General features: G+C 68.8%; 25 protein-coding genes. 17 read left to right on the forward strand and 8 right to left on the reverse strand.

What is annotated here, in order from left to right; genetic code table 11:
• The first annotated feature begins 1 nt into the window (after position 1).
• On the forward strand, positions 2-193 hold the full coding sequence (bsaP, locus tag ACZ3HV_RS28470) for a biotin synthase auxiliary protein BsaP (protein ID WP_465688438.1): 192 nt from the start codon (positions 2-4) through the stop codon (positions 191-193).
• Positions 194-202: 9 nt separating this feature from the next.
• Positions 203-1,282, forward strand: a complete 1,080-nt coding sequence (locus ACZ3HV_RS28475; protein ID WP_465688440.1) for a tRNA (adenosine(37)-N6)-dimethylallyltransferase — start codon at positions 203-205, stop codon at positions 1,280-1,282.
• Positions 1,283-1,350: 68 nt separating this feature from the next.
• Here ACZ3HV_RS28475 and ACZ3HV_RS28480 read toward each other — a convergent pair whose 3' ends face one another.
• A complete protein-coding gene (locus ACZ3HV_RS28480) occupies positions 1,351-1,587 on the reverse strand; it encodes a hypothetical protein (protein WP_360376903.1) in 237 nt (78 codons plus the stop codon).
• 193 nt (positions 1,588-1,780) lie between these two features.
• Between ACZ3HV_RS28480 and ACZ3HV_RS28485 the strand changes: the two genes are divergently transcribed.
• The 7 genes from ACZ3HV_RS28485 to guaA all read left to right on the forward strand — a co-directional run bounded on the left by ACZ3HV_RS28485 (position 1,781) and on the right by guaA (position 8,937).
• On the forward strand, positions 1,781-2,188 hold the full coding sequence (locus ACZ3HV_RS28485; RefSeq protein WP_465688442.1) for a hypothetical protein: 408 nt from the start codon (positions 1,781-1,783) through the stop codon (positions 2,186-2,188).
• Positions 2,185-3,123, forward strand: coding sequence for a zeta toxin family protein (locus ACZ3HV_RS28490; protein WP_465688444.1), 939 nt, complete (start codon positions 2,185-2,187; stop codon positions 3,121-3,123). The genes ACZ3HV_RS28485 and ACZ3HV_RS28490 overlap by 4 nt, the downstream gene beginning before the upstream one ends.
• 74 nt (positions 3,124-3,197) lie before the next feature.
• Positions 3,198-4,526 (forward strand): adenosylmethionine--8-amino-7-oxononanoate transaminase, encoded by a 1,329-nt coding sequence (gene bioA / locus ACZ3HV_RS28495; protein WP_465688446.1) that lies wholly within the window; start codon positions 3,198-3,200, stop codon positions 4,524-4,526.
• Entirely contained in the window at positions 4,526-5,647 is a 1,122-nt protein-coding gene (locus ACZ3HV_RS28500; protein WP_465688448.1) for an 8-amino-7-oxononanoate synthase, read from the forward strand. The genes bioA and ACZ3HV_RS28500 overlap by 1 nt, the downstream gene beginning before the upstream one ends.
• Complete coding sequence (gene bioD, locus ACZ3HV_RS28505) at positions 5,644-6,297, forward strand: dethiobiotin synthase (RefSeq protein WP_465688449.1); 654 nt, start codon at positions 5,644-5,646, stop codon at positions 6,295-6,297. Before ACZ3HV_RS28500 ends, bioD begins: the two co-directional genes overlap by 4 nt.
• A complete protein-coding gene (locus ACZ3HV_RS28510) occupies positions 6,294-7,364 on the forward strand; it encodes a cytochrome P450 family protein (RefSeq protein WP_465688450.1) in 1,071 nt (356 codons plus the stop codon). Before bioD ends, ACZ3HV_RS28510 begins: the two co-directional genes overlap by 4 nt.
• A 10-nt stretch (positions 7,365-7,374) precedes the next feature.
• A complete protein-coding gene (gene guaA, locus ACZ3HV_RS28515) occupies positions 7,375-8,937 on the forward strand; it encodes a glutamine-hydrolyzing GMP synthase (RefSeq protein WP_465688451.1) in 1,563 nt (520 codons plus the stop codon).
• 15 nt (positions 8,938-8,952) lie between these two features.
• Here guaA and ACZ3HV_RS28520 read toward each other — a convergent pair whose 3' ends face one another.
• The 3 genes from ACZ3HV_RS28520 to ACZ3HV_RS28530 all read right to left on the reverse strand — a co-directional run bounded on the left by ACZ3HV_RS28520 (position 8,953) and on the right by ACZ3HV_RS28530 (position 13,828).
• Positions 8,953-11,598: a tetratricopeptide repeat protein gene (locus ACZ3HV_RS28520; RefSeq protein WP_465688453.1), complete on the reverse strand. Its 2,646-nt coding sequence runs from the start codon at positions 11,596-11,598 to the stop codon at positions 8,953-8,955.
• Positions 11,595-13,352 carry an HSP90 family protein gene (locus ACZ3HV_RS28525; protein ID WP_465688455.1) on the reverse strand — a complete coding sequence of 586 codons (1,758 nt, stop codon included), beginning with the start codon at positions 13,350-13,352 and terminating at the stop codon, positions 11,595-11,597. The genes ACZ3HV_RS28520 and ACZ3HV_RS28525 overlap by 4 nt, the downstream gene beginning before the upstream one ends.
• Before the next feature lie 71 nt (positions 13,353-13,423).
• Positions 13,424-13,828, reverse strand: a complete 405-nt coding sequence (locus tag ACZ3HV_RS28530; RefSeq protein ID WP_465688457.1) for a hypothetical protein — start codon at positions 13,826-13,828, stop codon at positions 13,424-13,426.
• A 210-nt stretch (positions 13,829-14,038) separates the two neighbouring features.
• On the opposite strand from ACZ3HV_RS28530, the gene ACZ3HV_RS28535 reads away from it, so the two are divergent.
• The gene (locus ACZ3HV_RS28535) at positions 14,039-15,001 is read left to right on the forward strand and encodes an endonuclease/exonuclease/phosphatase family protein (protein ID WP_465688459.1); all 963 of its coding nucleotides are present in this window, start codon (positions 14,039-14,041) and stop codon (positions 14,999-15,001) included.
• Here ACZ3HV_RS28535 and ACZ3HV_RS28540 read toward each other — a convergent pair.
• Complete coding sequence (locus ACZ3HV_RS28540) at positions 14,996-15,811, reverse strand: TetR/AcrR family transcriptional regulator (protein WP_465688461.1); 816 nt, start codon at positions 15,809-15,811, stop codon at positions 14,996-14,998. The genes ACZ3HV_RS28535 and ACZ3HV_RS28540 overlap by 6 nt on opposite strands.
• 73 nt (positions 15,812-15,884) lie before the next feature.
• Here ACZ3HV_RS28540 and ACZ3HV_RS28545 point away from each other — a divergent pair, with 73 nt between their 5' ends.
• From ACZ3HV_RS28545 to ACZ3HV_RS28555, 3 genes are all read left to right on the forward strand, one after another.
• The gene (locus tag ACZ3HV_RS28545) at positions 15,885-16,718 is read left to right on the forward strand and encodes an SDR family oxidoreductase (RefSeq protein ID WP_465688463.1); all 834 of its coding nucleotides are present in this window, start codon (positions 15,885-15,887) and stop codon (positions 16,716-16,718) included.
• 32 nt (positions 16,719-16,750) lie between these two features.
• A complete protein-coding gene (locus ACZ3HV_RS28550; RefSeq protein WP_465688464.1) occupies positions 16,751-17,767 on the forward strand; it encodes an Rv2578c family radical SAM protein in 1,017 nt (338 codons plus the stop codon).
• Between the two features lie 306 nt (positions 17,768-18,073).
• The gene (locus tag ACZ3HV_RS28555) at positions 18,074-18,373 is read left to right on the forward strand and encodes a hypothetical protein (RefSeq protein ID WP_465688465.1); all 300 of its coding nucleotides are present in this window, start codon (positions 18,074-18,076) and stop codon (positions 18,371-18,373) included.
• A 56-nt stretch (positions 18,374-18,429) separates the two neighbouring features.
• Here ACZ3HV_RS28555 and map read toward each other — a convergent pair whose 3' ends face one another.
• Entirely contained in the window at positions 18,430-19,197 is a 768-nt protein-coding gene (gene map / locus ACZ3HV_RS28560; protein WP_465688466.1) for a type I methionyl aminopeptidase, read from the reverse strand.
• A gap of 53 nt (positions 19,198-19,250) precedes the next feature.
• Here map and ACZ3HV_RS28565 point away from each other — a divergent pair, with 53 nt between their 5' ends.
• The 3 genes from ACZ3HV_RS28565 to ACZ3HV_RS28575 all read left to right on the forward strand — a co-directional run bounded on the left by ACZ3HV_RS28565 (position 19,251) and on the right by ACZ3HV_RS28575 (position 20,321).
• Positions 19,251-19,538 (forward strand): helix-turn-helix domain-containing protein, encoded by a 288-nt coding sequence (locus ACZ3HV_RS28565; protein ID WP_465688467.1) that lies wholly within the window; start codon positions 19,251-19,253, stop codon positions 19,536-19,538.
• Between the two features lie 26 nt (positions 19,539-19,564).
• A complete protein-coding gene (locus tag ACZ3HV_RS28570; protein WP_465688469.1) occupies positions 19,565-19,717 on the forward strand; it encodes a hypothetical protein in 153 nt (50 codons plus the stop codon).
• A gap of 61 nt (positions 19,718-19,778) precedes the next feature.
• A complete protein-coding gene (locus tag ACZ3HV_RS28575) occupies positions 19,779-20,321 on the forward strand; it encodes an rRNA adenine N(6)-methyltransferase family protein (RefSeq protein WP_465688470.1) in 543 nt (180 codons plus the stop codon).
• A 36-nt stretch (positions 20,322-20,357) separates the two neighbouring features.
• Here ACZ3HV_RS28575 and ACZ3HV_RS28580 read toward each other — a convergent pair whose 3' ends face one another.
• Positions 20,358-22,094 carry an ABC transporter ATP-binding protein gene (locus ACZ3HV_RS28580; protein ID WP_465688472.1) on the reverse strand — a complete coding sequence of 579 codons (1,737 nt, stop codon included), beginning with the start codon at positions 22,092-22,094 and terminating at the stop codon, positions 20,358-20,360.
• Positions 22,091-23,809 (reverse strand): ABC transporter ATP-binding protein, encoded by a 1,719-nt coding sequence (locus tag ACZ3HV_RS28585; protein ID WP_465688474.1) that lies wholly within the window; start codon positions 23,807-23,809, stop codon positions 22,091-22,093. The genes ACZ3HV_RS28580 and ACZ3HV_RS28585 overlap by 4 nt, the downstream gene beginning before the upstream one ends.
• A 133-nt stretch (positions 23,810-23,942) precedes the next feature.
• Here ACZ3HV_RS28585 and ACZ3HV_RS28590 point away from each other — a divergent pair, with 133 nt between their 5' ends.
• Entirely contained in the window at positions 23,943-24,908 is a 966-nt protein-coding gene (locus ACZ3HV_RS28590; RefSeq protein ID WP_465688476.1) for a glycerophosphodiester phosphodiesterase, read from the forward strand.
• Positions 24,909-25,007 lie beyond the last annotated feature (99 nt).

The following is a 25,007-nucleotide window of genomic DNA, read 5'->3' on the forward strand; positions in this document are numbered from 1 at the left end:
TGTGACCGAGGTGTACTGCGGCCACTGCGGCCGTGACCTGGCCGACGGCAGTCACGAGGACTGCCGCCAGGCCCTGGCGCTAGAACCACCTAGGTACTGCGCCGAGTGCCGCCGCCGGATGGTCGTCCAGGTGCATCCGATGGGCTGGTCGGCCCGATGCTCGGTTCACGGTGAGCTGTCTGACCTCGACTAGGGTTGAGCCATGCCCGACGCCGCGCCCCGCCTGCTGATCGCCCTCTACGGGCCGACCTCGGCGGGGAAGACCGGGGTGTCGATCGACCTGGGGCTGCGGATCCGGGACGAGCTGGGACTCGAGCCGATGGTCGTGTCGGCCGACTCGCGCCAGGTGTACCGGTACATGGACATCGGCACCAGCAAGACCACGCCCGAGGAGATGCGCGGCATCCCGCACACGATGATCGACGTCACCGAGCCGGTGCGGAAGCTAGAGCTCGAGACGTTCGTCGCCGAGGCGCGGCAGCACATGGACGCCTGCTGGGCGTCCGGCGGAGTTCCGATGATCGTCGGTGGTACGAGCGTCTACGTCCGCTCGCTGCTCGAGGGCTGGGAGGTCGACGCGGTCGCCGAGGCGCGGAACGCGATCCGCCGCGACTTCCCGCGCAGCATGGCCGAGGACGCGTACGCCGTACTCGGCCGGCTCGACCCGAAGGCGGCCGGGAAGATCCACGCCAACAACTACGACGCGATCGTGAACGCGCTGGCCCATGCCATGGGCAACGATCCGGACCGCGCCAGTACCTCGGTCGCGGCCCGGCCCGTCGTGCTCGGGGTGGACCGGCCGGCCGCGGACATCGATCGCCGGGTGGCGGCGACGTACGACGAGCAGGTCCGCCGCGGGCTGCGGGACGAGGTCCTCGGTCTCGACGAGCGGTACGACGTCCTCGCGCAGTACCGCCGGCTGGGTCAGAAGTCGCCGAACCAGGTCGTCCACACGCACGGGTACACCGAGTGGTTCGACGTTGCGCTGGACCGCGGCAAGCCGGTCGACAGCCTGGGGGAGGCGGACCTGGCCGAGGTCCGTGAGCGGGTGGTCGAGCGCATCCGCGTCCACACTCGTCGCCAGCGGTCGGCGATTCCGAAGCTGACCGGGGTGAAGATGGTCCGCGGTGCCGCAGACGCGTTCGCGGCGGTCAAGGCTGCTCTGGAGGCTAGGCCTGTCAAGCAGGCGCCTTCCCGGAAACAAGGATCGGGCGGGCAGCGCCCTCGTCGCTCGAGTGGCAACAACCGCCCCAGGCAGGGGAAGCGCGGACCTCGCCGCTGAGGGCCAGAACGTGAGCCGGCCGGGGCCAACCGATCGACGGTCGCCCCGGCCTGGCGGGCGAGCAGCGGTCAACCCTTACCCTTGCCTTTGCCCTTGCCGCCCTTCGGGTTGCCGTTCTTGTTCGGGTTGCCGCGACGGCGGGCATCACCCTTCTCGCCCTGCTTGTCGCGGCCACGGCGCGAATCACCGCGCTCGTGCTTGCCCTGCGTCGACGGCCGGGCGTTCTTGTCGTGCCCCTTGGCCGGCTCCGGCTTGTCTTTGTCCTTGTCGTTACCGCCACTGCTGGACCTACCGAACAGCCCCATATCCACCCTTCCGGAGAGCCGCCTCTCGCGGCTGATCATCGTTGGTTTGCGTTCGAGCAGACGCTCCGATCCGGCACCTGGTTCCCTTCCGGTCGGAGCATCGGAAACATAACTGCGGCTGGGGTTCATCTGCTGTTCAGCAGGGCGTGCAGGCCGTGTGTGCGTGACCCGGACGGTCGGCTAAAGTCCAGGCGTGGTTAACGTCAACGTGCTCGCCGAGCTAGGTACGGCGACCTGGACGGTGCCGCAGGCGATCGCGTACGAGACCGCGCAGGAAGGTGTTCGGCAGGCGATCGGCTACTACGCCCAACTGATCGGGGCGGAGGAGTCCGCCGCCGAGCCGGATGCCGATGCGATCGCGGGCTTGCGAGCCGACCAGCAGGCCTGGGCGGCGCGCGGGCAGGAGCTCACACCGTCGGATACTCGCGCGATCAAGCGAATCCGCGCCGACGCCGACGACCTCCTCAGCGTCCCGGACGACGATGATGATGACGACGACGCGGATGACATCGACGACGAGGACGATGACTCCGGCGAGCGCGACGACGAAGACGACTTCGACGAGGCGGACGGGGACGACGAGGTGCAGGGGCGAGCGTGACCGAGGTGTGGGGGACCGAGTCGGCCGAGGACGACCGCTATCTGCTGGGCGAGGCGGAGAGCGGGCGGATCTTCCGCGACCGGATCGTGCCCGACCAGCTGGCCGGTGTCCCTCAGGAGCAGCCCGTCGTGGTGTTCGTTGGTGGTCAGCCGGGCGACGGCAAGGCCACGATCACTGCGATGGTCAAGGCGGTCCTGCATCGTCGCGGCCGTCCCGTCGTACTGAGCGCGACCGCCTACCAGCCGTACCATCCACGCTTCCACGAACCCATCACCGACGTACTGCCGACGGCCGGCAAGTACGTCGAGGCCGACGGCCGCCGCTGGCTCGCACGGGCCGAGGACTGGGTGATCCAGGAGCGGTACGACGCGATCGTCGAGACCGAGTTCCTCGACCCCGATGGGTTCGCCGCGTCGGCCCGGCGGTTCAAGGAGGCGGGCTTCCAGGTCGAGGTCGCGATCCTTGCGATGCACGAGGCGCTCAGCCGGTTCGGCGTACTCGAGCGGCACATGCGTGCGCTGGAGAACTTCGGCTTCGGCCGGTTGGCGGTGCAGAGCGTCCACGATGCTGGGTACGCCGGCGTACTGCGAGCCGCTGAGCTGGTCGACGAAGGAGACTGGGCCGACCGGATCGCCGTACTGCGTCCGGACGGGCAGCTGATCTACGGCAACCAGCGTGACGACGGGCAGTGGCAACAACCGGCGCGGACCGCCGAAGCGATCTCCTGGGAGCGGGACCGCCCGTGGACCGTGGTGGAGTCGCGGCACTTCCTGGAAACCGCCTCGCAGGTCGGGCGGATCGGACTTGCGGCGCCGGTGCAGTGGATCCGGGACGAATCACTCGACGGTGCCAAGACGGTGACGGCGATGGCCCGCCCGCGACTGCATCCCGACGCAGTGACGTTGCACATCGCAACCGCCGGCACGCAGCTGTAGGAGATGTCGCCCACATCCTGACCACCCGCGCCGCTGCGGGCATCGAGCAGCGATTACCGTGGTGAATCCTCAGGATGGAGGCGGACGCGGTGTCACAGTCGGTCAATGCACGGCTACAGCAGGATTCGGAGCTGCTCTGGCATCCGTACTCCTCGCTGACCGAGCCCTCGCCGGTCCGGCTCGTCCGGGGTGCTTCCGGCGTACGGCTGCAGCTGGACGACGGGTCCGGCGGAGTGGTCGAGGCGATCGACGCGATGGCGTCCTGGTGGTGCATGATCCACGGCTACCGCAACCCCGTGCTGGATGCGGCGCTGAAGAGCCAGGTGGACGACTTCAGTCACGTGATGTTCGGCGGGCTGACGCACGAACCGGCCATCCGGCTGGCTGAGCGGCTGGTCGAGATCACACCGGATCCGCTGCAGCATGTGTTCTTCTGTGACTCCGGCTCGGTCTCGGTCGAGGTCGCGATCAAGCTGGCGCTCCAGTACCAAGTTGCCCGCGGCAACAACGGGCGGACGCGGATGCTGACGGTTCGCGGTGGGTACCATGGCGACACGTTCGCGCCGATGAGTGTGTGCGACCCGGTGAACGGGATGCACTCGCTGTTCACCGGAGCCCTGAAGGAGCAGGTGTTCGGCCCGCAGCCGCCGGCTGGATTCGACCGGCCGGACGACGATCCGGAGCTGCAGGCCTGGGCCGCTGCGGTGACCGAGCTGGCCGAGCGGCATGCGGGCGAAATCGCCGGCATCATCGTCGAGCCGATCCTGCAGGGCGCGGGCGGCATGTACCCGTACAGCCCGGCCTGCCTCCGGGTACTGCGGGAGCTAGCCGACCGGCACGGATTCCTGCTGATCCTGGACGAGATTGCGACCGGCTTCGGCCGTACCGGCACGTTCTTCGCTTCCGAGCACGCGGGCATCGCCCCGGACATCCTCTGCGTCGGCAAGGCCTTGACCGGCGGCTATCTGACGCTGGCCGCGATGCTGTGTACGACGGACGTCGCGCGAGCGGTCTCTGATGGGCCGGGTGGCGCGCTGATGCACGGGCCGACCTTCATGGCGAACCCGCTGGCCTGCTCGGTCGCGCTCGCGTCGATCGAGCTGCTGCTGTCCCAGGACTGGTCGTCGCGGGTTGCCCGGATCTCGGCGGGATTGTCGGCGGGGTTGGCTTCCGCGGCGTCGTTGCCTGGGGTCAAGGATGTGCGGGTGCTCGGCGCGGTCGGCGTCGTACAACTGGGTGGGCCGGTGGACCTGCCGCGGATGACCGAGGCGGCGCTGCGGCGCGGGGTGTGGGTCCGGCCGTTCCGCGATCTGGTCTACACGATGCCGCCGTACGTGTGCACCGATGACGAGATCGCCACCATCGCGGCGGCGATCACAGGTGCGGTCGAGGAGGCCGGCTGATGCTCGAGGACTGGCTTGCGCCGAAGGCCGCGGCGCTGGAGTCCCGCGGCCTGACCCGCCGGCTCCGGCCGCGCGCGGCTCACGAACATCTGATCGACCTCGCCGGCAACGACTACCTCGGTCTGGCGCAGGACCCTCGCGTGATCGAGGCCGCGGCCGACGCCGTCTGCGCGTGGGGCACCGGCTCGACCGCGTCCCGCCTGGTGACCGGTACGACGACTCTGCACGAGGAACTGGAGTCCGCGCTGGCCGCGTATGTGGGCCAGGAGTCGGCGCTGGTGTTCTCGTCCGGCTACCTCGCCAACGTCGGCGTGGTCACGGCACTCGGCGGGCCGGGCACGCTGCTGGTCTCCGACGACCATGTCCACGCCTCGTTGGTGGATGCCTGCCGGTTGTCCCGGTCGCGGGTCGAGGTCGTTCCCCACAACGATGTCGACGCGGTCACCAAGATCCTTGCCGAACGCAACGAACCGCACGCTCTCGTCCTGACCGAGTCCGTCTTCAGCGTTCTCAGTGACGAGGCTCCGCTGGCTGCCCTCGCCGCCACGGCCGCCGAGCACAACGCCGTACTCCTGGTCGACGAGGCCCACGGTCTCGGCGTCACCGGCGGAGGCCGCGGCTCGATCCACGCCGCCGGCCTCGCCGGTCTGGACCATGTCATCGTCACGATGACGTTGTCCAAGGCTCTTGCCTCTCAAGGCGGCGTCGTCCTCGGCCCTCAGGTGCTGCGGGATCACCTGATCAACCGCGCCCGGCCGTTCATCTACGACACCGGCCTGAACCCCGCCGCCTGTGCCGCCGCGTTAGCTGCTCTCCAGGTTCTTCAGGCGGAGCCCAGTCGGCCCGATGCGATCCACGCCGCAGCTTTCCGCCTGGCCACCGCCTGCGGCGTCCCGCCTGCCGCCGGCCCTGTCGTTTCCGTCCCCATGCCGGGTCCTCGGGAGACCGTTCAGGCCGCAAACTTTTGCTTGTCCGCCGGCGTGCGTGTTGGTAGCTTCCGACCGCCGTCCGTTCCCGATGGCATCTCCCGCTTGAGGTTGACCGCGAACGCCGGCCTGTCCGACGCCGACCTGGACCGAGCCTGCGCTGTGATCGTGGACGCGATCGGCCAGGTCTCATGATCATCCTCATCACCGGCACCGACACCGGCGTAGGCAAAACCATCACCACCGCCGCCCTCGCGGTCCGGGGTGGGGCAGTTGCTGTTGTGAAGCCTGCTCAGACTGGTGTTCTGGCCGACGAACCTGGCGACCTGGCCGACATCGAGCGGCTGACAGGCCTCACCGAACTGCATGAAGGCATTCGGTTGCGGGATCCGCTTGCGCCGACCACTGCGGCTCGGCGGGAAGGGGTTCCGCTGCCGTCGGTTGCGGAGCACGCCAAGTTCATCGACGATCTGGCCGGCAGCTACGACACCGTGCTGGTCGAAGGTGCGGGCGGTCTGCTGGTCGGGTTGGATGCTGAGGGCAACGACATCGCCGACCTCGCCGCTTGCCTCACTACGCCCTTCGCGTTCGTTCTGGTGACGCGCGCGGGCCTCGGCACGCTGAACCACACCGGGCTGACGGTTGAGGCTCTTCGCGCGCGTGGTCTGCCGTTCGAGGGACTCGTCATCGGCTCGTGGCCCGCGGAGGCTGACCTGGCTGAGGAGTGCAACCTCGAGGATCTGCCTGCGGTGACGGGCGTGCCGGTGATCGGGCGGATTCCGGCCGGCGCTGGGCAGTTGGATCGGGAGGCGTTCACGAGCGCAGCGCCCAGTTGGTTCGTATGACGGGGTGTCCGGCCCGGTACGACGAGGAGCTCGGGTACTGGGTTGTCGACGATCCGGCGCTCGCGCGTGAGGTGTTGCTGGATCCGGAAACGTTCCGGCCGGACAACGCCGTACTGGCGCACAAGCCCTTGTCGGTGAAGGCGTTGCGGGTGCTGTCGGGCGTGGGGTTCGCGTTGCCGCCGACGTTGGCGAACAACGCGGGGGAGTCGCACCGGCCGATCCGTGCGGCGGTGGCGCGGTTCTTCAGTCCGGCGCGGGTGGCGGCGGTCGAGCCGCTGGCGCGGTCGCTGACGTCTGCTCGGGTGGCTGGTGCTTCGGAGACCCTCGCCGCCGGCGGGCAGGTCGACCTGGTCCAGGCGATCGCGGCCGAGCCACCGGCGCTCGTCGTACTCGACATGCTGGGGTTGTCGGAGGTCGACGTACCGGCGTTGAAGGCGTGGAGTCTGGAGTCGCTGGAACTGTTCTGGGGGCGGCCGGACGAGGACCGGCAGCTCGAGCTCGCACACAGTGCGGCCGAGTTCTATGCGTGGCTCAGATCGCGTACGACGGCCGCCCGCCGAGCACCCGGGGACGACCTGTTCGGCGTGCTGGTCGGCCTGGGGCTCACCGATGAAGAGGTCTGCGCGGTCGGCTACTTCCTCCTGATCGCCGGTCAGGAAACCACCACCCAACTCATCTCCACAGCCTTCCACCGCACGCTGGGCACCAGTTTCGAGCCAGTCCAGGTGGTTGAGGACGTTCTGCGGGAAGCGTCTTCCGTACCTACCTGGCGGCGGGTCACGGCCGAAGCCGCGGTGATCGGCGACGTCGAGCTGCCCGCCAACGCGCCGGTTCTTCTCGGATTGTCAGGCCATGGAGGCCCGGCGGATCTTGCGTTCGGGGTGGGGATTCACCGGTGTCTCGGCGCCGGGCTGGCTCGGTTGGAGGCTCGGGTCGCGCTCGAGTGTGCGGCCGGCCTGCTGAGCGCCGTACGCCTGGTGGAAGAGCCCCCGATGATCGACCTCCTGTCGTTCCGCGCGCCCAAGCGACTGATGGCGGATTACAGTCCCGCTGACCTGCACCGATAGGCTTTGCAAGGTGACCCGGGAAACTGCACAGCATGAGTTGGTTCTGGTCGTCGACTTCGGCGCGCAGTATGCGCAGCTGATCGCCCGCCGGGTCCGCGAGGCCAAGGTGTACTCCGAGATCGTGCCGCACTCGATGCCGGTCGAGGAGATGCTGGCGCGGCAGCCGAAGGCGATCATCCTGTCCGGCGGCCCCCAGTCGGTGTACGCCGAGGGCGCGCCGCGGCTGGAGTCGGGGCTGTTCGACGCGGGCGTGCCGGCGTTCGGGATCTGTTACGGGTTCCAGGCGATGGCGCAGACGCTCGGTGGCGAGGTCCGGCGGACCGGCCTGCGGGAGTTCGGGCGTACGCCGGTGACGGTGAGTGAGCCGGGCACGCTCCTGGCCGGCATCCCCGAGGACCTCAACGTGTGGATGTCGCACGGTGACGCGGTGCACGCCCCGCCGGTCGGCTTCGCCGTACTGGCCGGATCCGAGGGCGCGCCGGTGGCGGCGTTCGAGGATCTGGACCGGCAGTTGGCCGGCGTGCAGTGGCACCCGGAGGTCCTGCACTCGCAGGCCGGGCAGGCGGTGCTCGAGCACTTCCTCTACGACATCGCCGGCTGTTCGGGCGACTGGACCACGACGAATGTGGTCGAGGAGCAGGTCGAGCTGATCCGGCAGCAGGTCGGTGACAAGCAGGTGCTGTGCGCGCTGTCCGGCGGGGTGGACTCAGCGGTGGCAGCAGCCCTGGTGAGCAAGGCGATCGGTGACCAGCTCACCTGTGTGTACGTCGACCACGGCCTGCAGCGGGCCGGTGAGTCCGACCAGATCGAGAAGGACTTCGTCGCCGCCACCGGGACCCGGCTGGAGGTCGTCGACGCGGAGGATCAGTTCCTCGGCGCACTCGCCGGCGTGACCGACCCGGAGCAGAAGCGCAAGATCGTCGGTCGCGAGTTCATCCGGACCTTCGAGGCGACCGCGCGCAAGCTCGACGCCGACCGGCACATCGAGTTCCTGGTCCAGGGCACGCTCTACCCGGACGTCGTCGAGTCCGGCGGCGGCACCGGTGCGGCGAACATCAAGTCGCACCACAACGTCGGTGGTCTGCCCGACGACCTGCAGTTCTCACTGATCGAGCCGCTGCGCACCCTGTTCAAGGACGAGGTCCGTGAGCTCGGTATTGCCCTCGGCCTGCCCGAGACGCTGGTCTACCGGCACCCCTTCCCCGGTCCTGGCCTGAGCATCCGGATCATCGGCGAGGTCACCCGCGAGCGTCTGGACATCCTGCGCGCCGCGGACCTGATCGCCCGCACCGAGCTGACCGCGGCCGGCCTCGACCGCGAGATCTGGCAGTTCCCGGTCGTCCTGCTGGCGGACGTCCGCTCGGTCGGCGTCCAGGGCGACGGCCGCACCTACGGCCACCCCGTCGTCCTGCGTCCCGTCACCAGCGAGGACGCCATGACCGCCGACTGGGCCCGCCTCCCGTACGACGTCCTCGAGCGCATCTCCACCCGCATCACCAACGAGGTCGACGAGATCAACCGAGTCACCGTAGACATCACCAGCAAGCCCCCAGGCACCATCGAGTGGGAGTAGTCACCCGCGCGGGGTCTACCCCTCGGTGAGTTGCGACTCCAGGGTGGTTGCTTCGGGGGTGCGGCCTTGGGTGTGGAGGCGGTCGACGAGGAGCCAGCCGGCGCGGTACCAGGGTTCGGTGCCGGGGGTGAGGGTGGGGAAGAGCTGTTCGAGGTACTTCTCGTCGGGGCCGTGTTCGGCGATGAGGAGGCGGGCGTTGAGGTGCTGGTCTTCGTAGCCGCCGCGTTCGTAGTGGTCGGCTGCCTGGGTTGCCTGCTGTACGGCGGTGGCCGAGTCGCCCTGGTGGAGGGCGATCATCGCGAGGTCCCAGTGGATGCCGGCGGTCTGGAAGATGACGGGCTGCTCAGCTGACGGCAGGGCGTCCAGGATCGGGCGGCCACTTTCGGTCAGCTCGACGGCTCGGGCGAAGTCGCCGGTATAGCGGGCGGACTGGGCGGCCAGGCGCAGTGCTTGCACCTGATCGATCGGTTGCTCCGCGGCAGCGCAGTACGACGCCGCACTGAGGAACACCTCGACCGCCTCCTCGTCACGGTCGAGTTTCTCGAGCAGCAGACCCTCGTCCTGCCGGACCATCGCCAGCCAGCCCGGATGCACGTCAGCGGGCGCCGACGCCTGCAACTCGCGCAGCTTGGTCAGTGCGGACTCCAGCTCGCCCAGAGCCTTGTACGCATCGATCAGTACCCCACGCGCGTCAGCCAGCGGCTCAGCCAGGTGAGGGTCGCCAGTAAGCGCCGGCAGTGCCTCCTCACCCGTCTCCGCAGCCTCCAACGGCCTCCCGGTCAGCAGGTACGCGCGGGCCAGCTCCAACTGACACAGCGCCACATGCACTTCCAGACCAGGCATCCCCGTGGCCAGCGCGACCGCTTCGGTCAGGTCCTCGGCTGCCTCCGCAGGACGGTCCAGCTCGAGCCGGATCCGTCCACGCTGCCGGTGGGCGAACGATCGCGGCAGGTCGTACGACGTATCCAGACCGATGGTCGCAGCCTGCTCCGCCTCCTCCATGCGTCCCAACTGGGCCAGCAGATTGCCCTGCAGGATCGCACCGCTCGCTCTGAGCTCGTTGTCGATGTCGGAGCGCTGCAGCATCGCGGTCAGCTCGCGTACGGCGTCGTCGAAGCGACCGGCCTGCGCGTACATGGTCGCGAGCGATTCCTGCCAACCACCACGGCGGTGTGGGTCGTCGTTCTCGATCAGCCAGCGCAGAGGCTCCTCACCAGTCGCCAGACCCTCGTCGACCTGGCCCTGTGAGCACAGCGTCCGGCCGATGCGGCCGCGGTCGCGGAGTACGCGGACGTCCTCGCCGAGCTCGGCGTACAGAGTCAGGGCCTCGCGCCAGGCGTCCAGTGCGACCTCTGCCTGGTCCTGTGCGACCAGACCGCGGCCGTCGAGCACACGCGCCCGGTCGAGGGGAGTCCACTCGGTCTCCGGGACCTCCTGCTCGAACGACTGCCAGGCCGCGATCGCCGCCTCCGGGCGCGCGCCCTGCCAGGCGTCTTCGGCTCGATTCAACCAGCCCCGCCCACTGGCCGGTGGGAGTTCCTCAGCAACGTCCTTCTGTACAGGCTTCCGGAGCTGGGCTCGCCGGGCGGTCTCCGACAGCGGCAGGTACTCCACCCACGGCTCGGCGGTCAGCGTCGCCCGGACCTCGTCGCTGCGATGCTTCGTCCCGTTCCGCGCGTCGAACTGCGCTGCCAACTCCAGCGCCCGCGCAGCCAGCCGGTCAGCCAGCTCAGCCGCCGGCACTCCCTCGCCCGGCTGCCGGATCATCAGCCCACCGTCGACCCGGCTCAGTGCGAGCGACGCCCCCGCCGCGAACACCATCTCCGCGTACGGCGACGGCGGATCGGCCAGCTCAGCAGCGTGCCGCTCGATCAGCTCGACAGCCTTGAGCTCATTGCCGGTCCGGGCCAGGAACACCGCGTGGTCCGCGTGCTCGCTCAGCTCGCCGACCCGCCCGCGCAGGATCCGGTACGCCTTGCGATGTGCGTCCACCGCCTCGGAATACATGCCCTCGGCAACATACGCCGGGAGCAGTGCGGTCAGCATCTGCTGCGGCTGCTCTGCGCAGGTCAGTTGCCCGTCCAGCACACTCACGGCCAGCGCGACGGCGTCCGCCGTACGCCCGACGCTGGTCAGGTGGTGCACCTTCGACGTCGGGTCGCAGCCGACACAGTCCGACAGGTCGTCGCGCGGTGCGGTCGACCACAGCCGGAACTGCTCGGCCGCCGTCTCCGCGTCACCGATGTGGTGCGCAACCAGCCAACGGTGCTGGTGAACGGCGTGCATGCTGTGACCACTCAGCCGCCACCGCCGTTCCATGTCGTCCAGTACGGCGTACGCACGCTCCAGCGGCACCTCTGGGAACTTCGACAACGTGCTCGGCGCGTACTTGAAGCACCAGTGGAAGGTGTGCCCGTAGTCCCGATAGCGATCGGGTTCCGCATCCCAGTCCGCCACACAGCGCGCGAACGGCACCAGCGACTTCCGCGGCTCCCCACCCATCACGTACGCCGTCACGAGCGACAGCCGGCTGTAGAACGCCAGATCCTCCTCACCAGCAGCATCGGACCGCCGAACGACGTCCTCGAGCAAGGCGGACCGGGCCTTCCCGTACGGCGCACTCTCCGCACGCTGCAGCCGGTCAACGAGTTCCTGGTTCATCGGATCGGGTCCTCCTGGGTCGGGACGGCCTGATCGAGCAGACCGAGGAAGGAGCGGTTCACCAGCGCGGAGTCCGCCGGACTGATCGGGTGGTAGCCGAGCATCAGCGCATGTCCGTACAGGCCTTCCACTGCGAGCTGTGCGAGCTCACGGTCGTCCAGCGACGCCATCCGTCGTACCAAGGGACTGCGGTAGTTCAGAACGAGTTGTGGACGGCTGTCGTCGTGGGTGTCGAGTGCGCCGAGTACTTCGGACCAGAGCGCGTCCGCACGGTCCTTGGTGGCTCTGAGCTCACTGGCGAACTGCGCGGACCGGTCCACGAGGTAGAGCGCGGGCAGTCCGGCCGGCTCGAAGGCACGGACCACCACCTCGCAGCCGACCGAGTCGAGCGCGTCCTGCGCGAGCTGGACGAACGGGCGCAGCCGTAGCTCGGTGTCCGGGTCCAGACTGTCGAAGTTGGTGCTCAGCTCGGTCGGATCGAACCGGGTGATGACCAGATCGGGCACAACCTCCGGCAGGCGCTCGAGAAGCTCGCTGTCGTAGGTATAGCCGCCGTTCACCACGGTGATCTGCTGTGCGGCCGCTACCGCTGCCAACTGGCGGAACTCCTCGACCGTGGAGACGTAGCGAATCTCACCGCTGCGCTCCTGGAGCTCGGCGGTCGTCATCCGGCCGTGGTTGGTCTCGAAGCGCAGCCAGCGATGCACCAGCCGCAGCATGTCGTCGTCATGCAGCGCGAGGGCCTTCACCCCGAGTTGGTGGATGCCGAGGAACCGGTCCAGCTTGGCGGGGTCCGTGTTGCCAAGTCGGACCAGCCAGCCGCGTAGTTGCGCACCCAAAGCGTCCCGAGTGGCCTCGAGATTGCCGTCGTCGAACAGTGCCTCACGGCTCGCGGTCGGCCGCAGCTCGGACGTGTCGATGACCGCGCGGACGAAGAACGCCCAGTCGGGGAGGAGCCCTTCGACGTTCTCGGCGAGCAGCATCCGTTTCAGGTACACGCGATGCGTCGCCCGCTCGGCGGGGTTGGCGGCGAACGGCAGAACGAAGGCGACGCCGGTCAGCCCGCTCGCCGGATTGTTCAGGTGGATCACGTCGAACGGCGTGAACCCGAGCTTGTCCTGCGCATAGCCGAGGAGGTCGGCGCGGCTGCCTTCCCACGGCGCTGTGCCGTCGGTGACCGGCTCGCCGTCGACCCGGATCTCGATCGGCAGCAGTGCGCCGAAGAGCCGGATCAGCTCGACAACGGTGGCCTTCTTGTACCACTGCTCGGCACCACGCCGCGCTGTGATCGTCACCGTCGTACCCGGCTCGGACCGGTCCGCCGTCGTGGCGATCGTGTAGCGGCCATCCGCCGTACCGATCCAGTGCGTGGCCGGACCGCCGGCCGGTTGGGTGACGACCTCGATCTCGTCCGCGACCATGAACGCGGACAGCAGTCCGATGCCGAACTGGCCGAGGAACTCGGTCCGGGCGAAGCCGATCTCGTCCCGCTTCGAGCTCCGGCCGATCGTTGCCAGCAGCTCCCGTACTTCGTCCGGCGTGAGGCCGACGCCCGTGTCGGAGATGCTCAGCACGTCGTCGGCCGTGCGTACGTCGATCCGCCGCGGCGCACGGGGATCGGCGGCCTGTCGCGCGGTGATCGCGTCGACGGCGTTCTGCAGCAGTTCCCGCAAGTAGACCCGCGGGCTGCTGTACAGGTGGTTGCTCAGCAGGTCGACGATCCCGTGCAGATCGACCTGGAAGTTCTCACTCACCGATTCCCCTTCCCCATGGCGCCGGAACAACCTACGGCATCACGGTGTCCCGGCGCCTGGGGAAGGATCGGTCAGGCGACCAGCTTGATCGAGTTGATCGGGGTCAGGTCCGGGTTGCCGTAGCTGTAGGCGCCCCAGTAGAGGGTGCAGTTCGTGCCGTCCGACCCCTTGCACAGCCAGACGCCCGCGCCGCCGGACTGGTTGTTGAAGACGAAGTGGTGACCCAGCTGGTTGTAGAGCTTGTGAGCGCCGTACGACCAGTAGACGTCCGACGGGTGCCCGTTGTTCCAGCCCGCGTCGCGCGGGTAGATGCAGACCGCGCCGTACGGGCACCCCTGGTAGGTGCCGCCGGTCACCGCTGCCGCCGAGTTGGCTCCGGCCTCGCCGGCCTGCGCGGCCGGAGCGGTCACGGTCAGCATCGCCAACGCGCCGGTGGCGAGGCCGGCGCCGACGATGGCCTTGATGATCTTTCGCATGATCTCCCCTTGATCTGCTGCCCCCTGGTGGAGCGCTGACTTCAGCTTCGGTCGGTGCAGGCCTCGCCCGCGCTGGGTTTCGGGCCCGCCCGAAGGGGGCCGGGCGCCTTTCGGGTGGCACCGAAAGGAGTTGTCGGCAACTGTTCGCTCCGAGTTGGTGACGGGCGGTGGCGTACGGCGCTACCTTGAAAGCGTCTTGGGGAGGACACGATGACGCTGACGGTGGGGACCTTCAATCTCAACAACCTGTTCGACCGGTGGAACTTCGAGGGCGCGCTCGACGTGCTCGCGAGCGGGACCAACTCGGTGCCGGCGACGTACACCTTCGACGACGAGCACCGGCGCCGGCTGCAGCTCGACGGGCACGGCAAGCTGCTGGTCGCGAAGAAGCCGGAGGACACCAACCGGGTCGCCGAACGGCTGCTTGCCGCCGACGTCGACGTCTGGGTGGTGCAGGAGATCGAGAACGTCGACGTCCTGCGCGAGTTCAACCGCGAGCACCTGAACGGCAGCTACCCGAACGTGATGGTGATCGACGGCAACGACTCGACCCGGTTCATCGACATCGGCATCCTGTCCCGGCGGCCGCTCGGCGGGGTGACGAGCTATCAGCGGGTCTTCCATCCCGACGTACCGGACCGGCCGATCTTCTCCCGCGACCTGGTCGAGGTGGAGATCCTGGACGCGCGCGGACGGAAGGTGCTGACCGTGTTCGGGACGCACCTGAAGTCGAAGTTCGTCGACTTCACTGTGGCGGATCCGGTGGCGGCCGCGGCGGCGGCACAGCTGCTCCGGACCCGGCAGGCCGAGACGATCGTGCGGATCATCTCGGCACGGACGAGCACGCGGCAGCGGTTCCTGCTGTGTGGGGACATGAACGACACGCCTGATTCGCCTGCGCTGGTGGCGTATGCGCAGTCCGGGTTGGTCAGTGCGTTGACGTCGCCGACCGAGGTGGGCACGGTGAAGACGACGGTCGCGTTGCCGGCGAGTCCGGCGTGGACGTCGACGTTCAAGGCGTCCGGGCAGCCGCGGTCGTTCGACCTGATCGACCAGATCTGGCTGTCGCCGGCGTTGGCGCCCCGGTTGCAGGGGGCATTCATCGGCCGGCGCAAGAAGCTCGCCCGCGACGGGACGGATCACGATCCGGCCTGGATCTCCCTTGATTTATAGGGTTTCCCGGGCGGTGCTCTCGATCCCGTCGAGGAGGCGGTCGAGGCCGTAGCGGTAGGAGTCTGCGGCGGCCTCGCGGGTGCTGGACTGGTAACCGTTGGCGTTCCAGATCGTCGTCATCGCGGGATGTCTCTCGACGTCGAAGTACGTCTCCCACAGGTCGCTGCGTTCGTACCACCAGGCGTCGTTGCTCTGACCGGTGGCGCGCTCGATCAGTTCGCTCTCCGCCTCCAGCCCGGCGGCAGAGTCGACGTACGTCGTGATCGCGAGCGCGGCCGTGTTGGTGTCGGACGGGCTGAGGCCTGTGCCGAGGAGCGCGGACAGCAGGTACTCGCGGGCGGCCAGCATGCCGGGGCCGACGGGTGGACGGATCGTGGACACCTGGCTCAGCCATGGATGGCGGTGGAACATGGCTCGCGTCTGCACGGAGTAGATCTCGATCTGCTCGCGCCAGTCGTCCGGTCGGGGCTCACCTGGACCGGGTAGGTCGCGCTCACCGAGCACCAGGTCGACCATGAGGTCCAGGAGCTCGTCCTTGGACGGGATGTAGGTGTAGAGCGTCATCGTGCCGACGCTGAGCTCCTTGGCCAGCCCGCCCATCGAGGCTGCGGCCAGCCCTTGCTCGTCTGCCAGCCGGATGGCCGCCAGAACGACTACATCGACGTCCAGCGAAGGCCGCCGGCCCGCACCGCGTCGTCGCTCACGTCGCGCCTGCTCCTGCTCGGTGTCCGGTGTCGGAGGGCGGTGATTGCGCCACAGCAGCGCCAGCGTCCGCTCGGGCTGCCCCTCACCACTTCGCCGCACGGTCACAGAGCAACCATAGGCGCTCTGGTTAATTCTCGTATACCCTACGAGAATTGGTATCCTCGGAAAGGAGGACGACATGACGATCCTGGTGACTGGGGCGACCGGGAGTGTGGGGCGACTGCTGGTGGATGAGTTGGTGGCGGCGGGTGCACCTGTGCGCGCGTTGACGAACGACCCGGCTCGTGCGGCGTTACCTGCCGGCGTGGAGGTCGCCCGCGGGTATCTGGGGAAGCCGGCGACATTGCCCGCCGCGCTGGCCGGCGTCGACACCGTGTACCTTGCGCCACTTCCGGCGTACGTGGATGACTTCGTCCGGTGCGCGCAGGAGGCCGGCGTGCGGCGGGTCGTCGTACTGTCGGGTGAGCCGGCGGACTACGAGGCGCAGGGGGATCCGTCGACGTGGCACTACTACCGGATCGAGCGGGCGATCGAGACGGGCGGGTTCGACTGGACCTTTCTGCGGCCAGGGCAGTTCATGAATAACACGCTGGACTGGGCTCCGTCGATCAAGGCGGAGGGCGTCGTACGAGCGCCGTACGGCAGCGCTGTGCAGACGCCGATCGATCTGGGTGACATCGCGGCGGTGGCTCGGGTCGTGCTGCTGTCCTCGGGTTACAGCGGGCACAAGTTGACGATGAGCGGGCCGGAAGCGCTCACGCCGCCGGAGCAGGTCGCGCACATCGCGGCTGCGATCGGGCGGGAGGTGAAGTTCGAGGAACTGACTCCGGCTGAGTATCTGTCTGGGCTGGCGCCGGTCATCGGGCTCGAGACGGCGCAGTGGTTGCTGGACGGGTTTCGGATGATGGCTGAGTACCCGATGAAGCCCGAGCCGACGGTGGGGTTGCTGACGGGTCGGTCCGGGGTGACGTATCGCGAGTGGGTGGTCGCTCATGCTTCGGACTTCAGTTGAAACACTGGCGAACATGTGTTCGACTGTAGTGCATGAGATGGGCTGGTCAGCAACTCGACGCAGAGACTCCGGGGACGTTGCCCGGGCTCGGGTCGATCGCGGGTCTGGTGCGTTCGGTGACGACGCCGGAGTTCCGCGGCATCACGTTCCATGAGGTGGTCGCGCGCTCGGCGCTGAACTCAGTGCCTGGTACGACGCTGCCGTTCAACTGGACCATCAACCCGTATCGCGGCTGCACCCACGCCTGCCGCTACTGCTTCGCCCGGCCCACGCACAAGTACCTCGAGCTCGACCAAGGCGCCGACTTCGATCAACAGATCGTCGTGAAGACCAACGTGGCCGAGGTCCTCCGCCGCGAACTCGCCCGCCCGTCCTGGTCCCACGAACAAGTTGCCCTAGGCACCAACACCGATCCCTACCAACGCGCCGAGGGCCGCTACCGCCTGATGCCCGGCATCATCACGGCACTCGCAGAATCCGGTACGCCGCTGTCCGTCCTCACCAAAGGCACCCTCCTCCGCCGCGACCTTCCACTACTGGCCGCAGCTGCCCAGCAGGTCCCCGTCGGCGTCGGCCTCTCCCTGGCCTTGGGTGACGAGGAACTCCGCCGCCACGTCGAGCCCGGCGTCCCCTCCGTCCGCGGCCGCCTCGACCTCATCCGCGCCGTCCGCGACTCGGGCCTTCCCTGCGGCGTCATGGTCGCCCCCGTCCTCCCCTGGCTGACCGACTCCGCCGACCAACTGGACCACCTCTTCGCCGAACTATCCGCCGCCGGCGCCACCGGAGTCACCACCCTCGTCCTCCACTTACGCCCCGGCGTCAAGGACTGGTTCATGACCTGGCTGGCTCGCGACCACCCCCGCCTCGTCTCCCGCTACGAGTCCCTCTACGCCCACGGCTCCAACGCCGCCCCCAGCTACCGAACCGCCTTCGAACAAAAAGTCCGTCCGCTCCTAACCAAACACGGCTTCGGCCGCACTTCCTCCCACAGATCCGACCCCCTCCCCACCACTCCACAACCACCCCCACCCCAGCAACCCCTCTTCTAGCCGGGAACTGATTCATCCCGCGCAACGACTACGTTCACTCCTCCGTCGCTCACTCGCGCCGCTCCCACCCGCCCAGTGCCACGCGGGCTCCTTCCGTCGCGCGCTAACCGAAAGCCCAACGACCGTGGTGGTTTCGGGCCGAGCGGGTGTCGGGTGAGTGTGGTTGGTTGTCCCGCGCGGCGGCTAGGTTCGCTCCTGCGTCGCTTGGAGGCGGTTGAGCGTGCCGACCTTCAGATCGAGTACTTCTTTGTGGGGGACTGGAGAGCCATCCGTTCGAACTTGGCCTCGGCGTAGAGAAGGTGGCACGTGACTGAACAGACTCGCATCCCGATCGCGACGCTCAAGCAGGCGGCGAAGGTCTTGTTGGATCGCGTTGAGGAGCTCGAAGGAGAGTTCGTCTCGGTTGACGAGGACTACTACTGGGCGATCGCACCTGAGCAGCTGTACGACGTCCTGCATGAGCCGTCGGACCTTACAGTCGGCCAGCTCACGGAATGCCTGGACAACCTGAACTCGATCGTTGCCGATCCGTCGACAGCCACGTCCTATGGCTTGGTCTGGCTGGCCGACGTCGCGCGAGCAGTCGGGCAGAGCGTCGTGAGGTGACACGAGTTGTCTTGCTCCGTGTCCATCCCATGGCCTGGATGGTGCGTGGGGGATTTCTACGGGAGGGTGAGGATTTCGGGGCCGGTGGGGGTGATGGCGACGGTGTGTTCGGCGTGGGCGCCTCGGGTTTTGTTGGCGGAGCGGAGGGTCCAGCCGTCTTCGTCGATGACGTAGGTGGTGCCGGGGCCGGACCAGAACCAGGGTTCGATGGCGAAGACGTGGCCGGCGCGGAGTTTGAGGCCTCGGCCGGGGCGGCTGCCGTTGGGGACGTGGGGGTCCTCGTGCATGCGGCGGCCGATGCCGTGGCCGCCGAAGTCGAGATTGGTGCCCAGGTTCGCGGCGTGGCCGATGCGGCCGATCGCGGCGCCGACATCGCCGAGACGGTTGCCTTCGACGGCGGCTGCGATGCCGGCGGCGAGCGCTTGTTCGGTCGTCGCAATCAGCTCGAGGTCTTCGGCGCGCGGCGTACCGACGCAGAAGCTGGTGGCGGCGTCGGCGCACCAGCCGTCGACCGAGGCGCCGCAGTCGACGTTCAGGAGGTCGCCGTCCTGGAGCTTGAGGTCGGTCGGCAGGCCGTGCAGTACGGCGTCGTTGACCGACGTACAGATGACACCGGTGAACGGGATGGTCGCGAAGCCGGGTTGGTAGCCCTCGAACAGGGACTCGGCACCGGCTGAGCGGAGTACGTCGCGGGCGACCTCGTCGAGTTCGCGCAGGGAGACGCCGACCGCGGCCTCCTTCTTCACTGCCGCGAGGGCGTTGGCGACGACGCGACCGGCCGCACGCATCTGTTCGATCTCCGCCGGCGTCTTCAACTCGACCATTGGCTGCTTCCTCAACTTTGCGGGATAGTTATACCGGTACTATTATCACGCTCATGGTCCGACCGCCTCTGTCCAGCTGGGATCGCGAACGTGGCCGCCAGCTCGGCCGCCTGCTCCGCGAGGCGCGGGGTGAGCGCAGCATGGTGGACGTCGCGGCGGCCTGCGGGGTCTCCGTCGACACGCTGCGCAAGATCGAGACCGGCCGCGTCCCCACCCCGGCCCTTTTCACCGTCGCCGCCGTCGCCGCCACCCTCGACCTCTCCCTCGACACCCTGGTCGCCGCCTGCCGCGACAACCATGTGGCCGATGCTCCACCAGACACCTCCGGCCTGATCGCCTAGTCCGGCCGACGTCGACCAGCTCTACCGTGACCACTGTCGCGCTGTACTGCGGTACGTCGTACGCCGCACCGGTGATCACGACCGAGCCCACGACACCGCGGCCGAGGTGGCTGGAACTGGCGCAGCGTCGTACGGCGGAGACTGCCGGAGCGCTCGGGGCGACGCTGAAAATGCTTTGAGTCAAAGGAGTTCCGCGGTCTAGGGTCGGTCGCATGATTACGTACTTCGTGATGGTTCGTCGTGCCCGGCTCCGGGCAGGCGAGGGGTGCCTGGGGATGGCATCCGCTCGATAGTCGTTGGGCCCAACGGGTCGTGGACGCGGCCGGGGTCAGACCCGGTGAACTCGTCCTCGACGTCGGGGCCGGACTGGGTGCGCTGACCGCGCCACTGGTTCGGGCCGGTGCCCAGGTGGTCGCTGTCGAACTCCACCCACAAAGGGCCGACCGGTTGCGTCGGCGGTTCGCGGATGCGCCGGTGACGATCGTCCGCGCCGACGCCGCGGATCTGCGGTTGCCGGCTCGGCCGTTCCGGGTGGTGTCGAGTCCGCCGTACAACGTCTCCACCGCACTGCTGAAGCGCTTGCTGGCGCCGGGTTCCCGCCTGGTGTCGGCGGATCTCGTGCTGCAGCGGCAAGTGGCGAATCGGTGGGCTCGCGGTGACGCGCCGGGGGCCAACCGGTGGTTCCGGCACTACGACCCGTCGATCGGGCTTCGCCTTCCCCGCAAGGCTTTCACCCCGCCTCCGCATGTCGACTCAGCAGTCCTCGTACTGCGCAAACGGTAGAAGGGTCCCCCACCGAACGGGTGGGGGACCCAACTGTTAGCCGTGCCAGGAGTTCCACAACGCGGCGTACGAACCCTGTCGCGCGACCAGTTCGTCATGGCTGCCCAGCTCCGAGATCCGCCCGTCCTCGACCACCGCGACTCGATCGGCATCGTGCGCCGTGTAGAGCCGGTGCGCGATCGCGATGACCGTCCTGCCGTCCAGCACCGCGGCCAGCGACCGCTCCATGTGCCGAGCGGCGCGCGGGTCGATCAGCGAGGTCGCCTCGTCCAGTACGAGCGTGTGCGGATCGGCCAGCACCAGCCGCGCCAGCGCCAGTTGCTGCGCCTGCGCCGGCGTCAGCGCCAGCTGACCGGACCCGACGCGAGTGTCCAGCCCGTCCGGCAAGGCCTCCGCCCACTCCCGCGCGTCCACCGCCTCAAGTGCCGAGAGCAACTCGCCGTCCGACGCCGAGGGCCGCGCCATCGACAGGTTGTCCCGCAACGTGCCGACGAAGACGTGATGCTCCTGCGTCACAAGCGCGACCTGCTTGCGCAGTTCGTCCAACGGCAGCTCGGTCATCCCGACCCCGCCGACCGTGACCGAACCGGTCCGCGGCGGATGAATGCCCGCGACCAACCGGCCCAGCGTCGACTTCCCCGCCCCGGAAGGACCCACCATCGCGATCCGCTCACCGGGCTGGATGGTCAGGTCGACGCCATGCAGTACGTCGCGGCCATCGACGTAGGAGAACCGTACGTCGCGCGCCTCGACCAGCTCACCAGCCGGCGAACGGCCCGACGGGGTCCGGTCGTCCGGTACGTCGCTGATCCCCAGCAACCGTGCGAACGCGGCACCACCCGACTGCAGCTCGTCCATCCAGGAGATCAGCCGGTCGACCGGATCGATCAGCTGGTTGACGTACAGCACGCCGGCCGTGACCGCGCCGAGCGAGACATCCCCGCCGAGGTGCAGCCAGCCACCGAACAGCAGCGTCCCGACGACCGGCACCAGATACCCGACCTCGACGACCGGGAACCAGACCGTCCGCAGGAACAACGTGTACCGCTCGGCGAGGTATGAGCCCCGGATGTCCGCGTCGCCCTGGCGGACGCGGTCGTCGTACCGCCGCAGCGCCTCGACCGTCCGCGCGCCCTCGACCGTCTCGGCCAACGAGCTCGTCATCTGGGCGTACGCCGCGTTCTCGCGCAGGTAACCGTCCTTCGCGCGCCGCAGGTACCAGTTTGTGCTCAGCCAGAGCACCGGCACCATCGCGACCAGCGGCACGAGCACCCAGACGCCGACCAGCACCGTGGCCACGACCGTGAACAGCACCGTGACGAACGCGATGATGGTCTCCGGTACGGCGAACCGCACCGTCCGCGAGAGGGTGTCGACGTCACGCGAGGTCCGGGACAGCAGATCGCCCGTGCCGGCCCGCTCCACCGTGCCGATCGGCAACGCGAGCGCGTTGTCGACGAAGTCCTCGCGCAGCTCGGCCAGCACCTGCTCGCCGAGCGCGAACGACTTGAACCGGGCCCAGCGCGTCAGCAGCGACTGCGCGACGATGAACACGGCGATCACGATGATCACCTGGTTGACCTTGCCGGCGGTCGTGCCGTTCTGAACGTCCTCGACCAGGTTGCCGATCAGGCGCGGCGCGGCCAGGCCGGTGACCGCCGCCAGTGCGTGCAGTAGCAGCGCGACGAGCAGGGTGCGCGGGTGCTGGCGGGCCAGCCGCCGCGCGTGCCGCCGGATCTCGGTGGGCCCGGCAACGGGCAGGATCTGCTTCATCGGAGGACCTCCTCTTCGGTCTGGCGGGTCACGGTCCGGCGGTACAGCGGTTCGTCCTCGAGCAATGCACGGTGCTTGCCTGAGGCAACGACGCGGCCGGCGGCGACGAAGATCACCTCGTCGACACGGTCCAGCAGCAATGGGCTCGCGGTCAGGACCACGGTGCTCCGGCCGGCGCGGTGGTCGCGCAGCCGGTCCGCGATCCGCGCCTCGGTGTGCGCGTCGACCGCCGACGTCGGCTCGACGAGCACGAGCACGGATGGGTCGGCCAGCAGCGCCCGAACCAGCACGAGCCGCTGCCGCTGGCCACCGGAGAACGACCGGCCCTTCTCCTCGACGTCGGAGTCGAGCCCGTCCGTCAACGCGACCAGCACGTCCTCGGCGGACGCCGTACGCAGCGCGTCCATCACTTCCTCATCGGTACGCCGGCCGGCCGGGTCGAGCTCGGAGCGCAGCGTGCCGGTGAACAGTTGTGAGCCGGTGTCGCTCACCAGGATCCGCTCACGCACGTCCGCACGAGTCGCGCTGGCCAGCGTCACTCCGCCGTACCGGACTTCACTCAAGTCGTCGTACCGACCTAGGCGGTCGGCCAGCTCGGCGTAGCTGTCCGGCTCGGCGGACACGATCGCGGTGAGCAGTCCGTCGTGTGCACGGATGCCCGAGACCGGATCGACCAGGTCACCGCGCTCGGGCAGGCGCACTGCCTGGACCGGCTCGGTGATGTCGGGCTGCAACGCCAGCACCCGGATCACTCGGCCCGCCGCGACCAGACCGCGCATCAGCTGGTTGGCGAACTCGGTGGCGGTGCGCAGTGGCAGCACCAGGAACGTCGCATAGCCATAGAAGGCGACCAGCGAGCCGGCGCTGAGGTCGCCGCGCAGTGCGAAGTGCGCACCGAGGCCGACCACGAGCACCACGAAGACACCGGGCAGCAGCACCTGGGCGGCGTCCAGCACAGACTGGATACGGGCGACTCGGACACCAGCTTGCCGGACCTGCTGCGACTCGGTGCGGTACCGCCGGGAGAAGGAGTCCTCGCCGCCGATCCCGCGCAGCACCCGCAGGCCGGCCACGATGTCGGAGCCCAGCGAGTTCAGCTCGCCGACCGCCTCGCGTTGCGCGGACTGCCGCTTGTGCAGCGGACGCAGCATCGGGCCGAGGGTGAACAGCATCACGGGGACGCCGATCAGCACCACCAGGCCGAGCGTGGTCGACGAGGAGAGCAGGATCGCCGCGACCACCGCGAAGGCAACGATCGCGCCCGCGAACCGGGCCGAGATCTCCATCAGGTTGCCGACGTACGACAGGTCGCCGGCGCCGACGCTGACCACCTCGCCGGTCGCCAGGTGCTTCGGCAGGCTCGCCCCGAGGTCGGCCGACTTCCGGGTCACGACCTGGACCGTGCGGTACGCCGCGGACAGCCAGTTCGTCACCGCGAACCGGTGCCGCATGATGCCGGCCAGCGCCTGCACCACGCCGACCGCGAACAGCGCTGCGGTCCACTTCAGCAGCGCCTCGCCGTCCTGCGCCGCGATGCCCTCGTCGATCGCCTTGCCGAGGATCGCCGGAATGAACGCCTGTGCCGCCATCCACAGGATGCCGAACGTCATCCCGCCGATCATCGTGGGCGCCTGCCGCCGCGCCACCCACCACAGATAGCGGGCCGGCGAGCGGTGATCGGGAACGCCGGGATCGGCGACGGGAAGCTGTTTCATAACCCACTAAGGCTAGGTGCGCGCACCGACAGTCCGCATGCGAATTATGGGTGCCGGTGACGGTCGGTAGACCTTCACCTTGCGTTGGGCAACGAGTTCCCGGTGGGCAATCTGCGGCCCCTGTCCTGGAACCATGCTGGTGATCGCGCATCGGGGAGCGAGTGGCTACCGCCCGGAACACACGCCGGCGGCGTACCGCCTGGCCGCGGCCCAAGGGGCCGACTACCTGGAGCCCGACCTGGTCGCAACCCTCGACGGTGTCCTGGTCTGCCGGCACGAGAACGAGATCTCCGGTACGACGGATGTCGCGGCGCACCCGGTCTTCGCGGACCGGAAGATCACCAAGATCGTCGACGGGACCGCGGTCAGCGGCTGGTTCGTCGAGGACTTCACCTACGCGGAGCTGCGGACCATCCGGGCGGTCGAGCGGATGCCCGGGTTGCGCGCGAGCAACACGGCGTACGACGGCCTCGAGGAGATCCCGACCTTCGACGACGTGGTGGCACTGGCGCGGCGGGAGTCGCTCCGGATCGGGCGGCCGATCGGCGTCATCCCGGAGATCAAGCACCCGGCGTACTTCCGGCGGCTCGGACTGCCGCTGGAGGAGCTGCTGACCGAGCGGATCCTGGCTCTGGGGCTACGGGACGACGAGATCATGGTGCAGTCGTTCGAGCCGACCAGCCTGCGCCGGCTGTCGGTCATGACCAGAGTGCCGTTGGTGCAGCTGGTGGACTCCGAGAGCGCTCCGAACGACTTCCTGCGCACCGGCGACGGTCGAACGTACGCCGATCTGCTCGAGCCGGCCGGGTTGCGTGAGATCGCGACGTACGCGCAGGTTCTGGCTCCGCACAAGGACCTGGTCATCCCGCGCACTGCCAGCGGGGCTCTTGGTGAACCGACTCGGCTCGTTGACCAGGCGCATCGCGCCGGTCTGGCGGTCCAGCTCTGGACCTTTCGCGCTGAGCGGCGCTTCCTGCCCACCGCCACGGACTTCCGCACCGAACTGACCCGCTTCGCCGCACTGGGCGTCCAGGGCCTCTTCGCCGACCACCCCGACCAGGCCGTCGCCGCACTCCGCAAACCGGCCCTGAAGGTCTAGATCCGTCGCGGGGGGGGGGGGGGGGGGGGGGGGGGGGGGGGGGGGGAGCGGGGGTGGTTGGGAGTGTGGCGACTGGGCGGCGGGAGGGCGGGTCTCCTT

The sequence above is a fragment of the Kribbella sp. NPDC020701 genome (assembly GCF_055562215.1).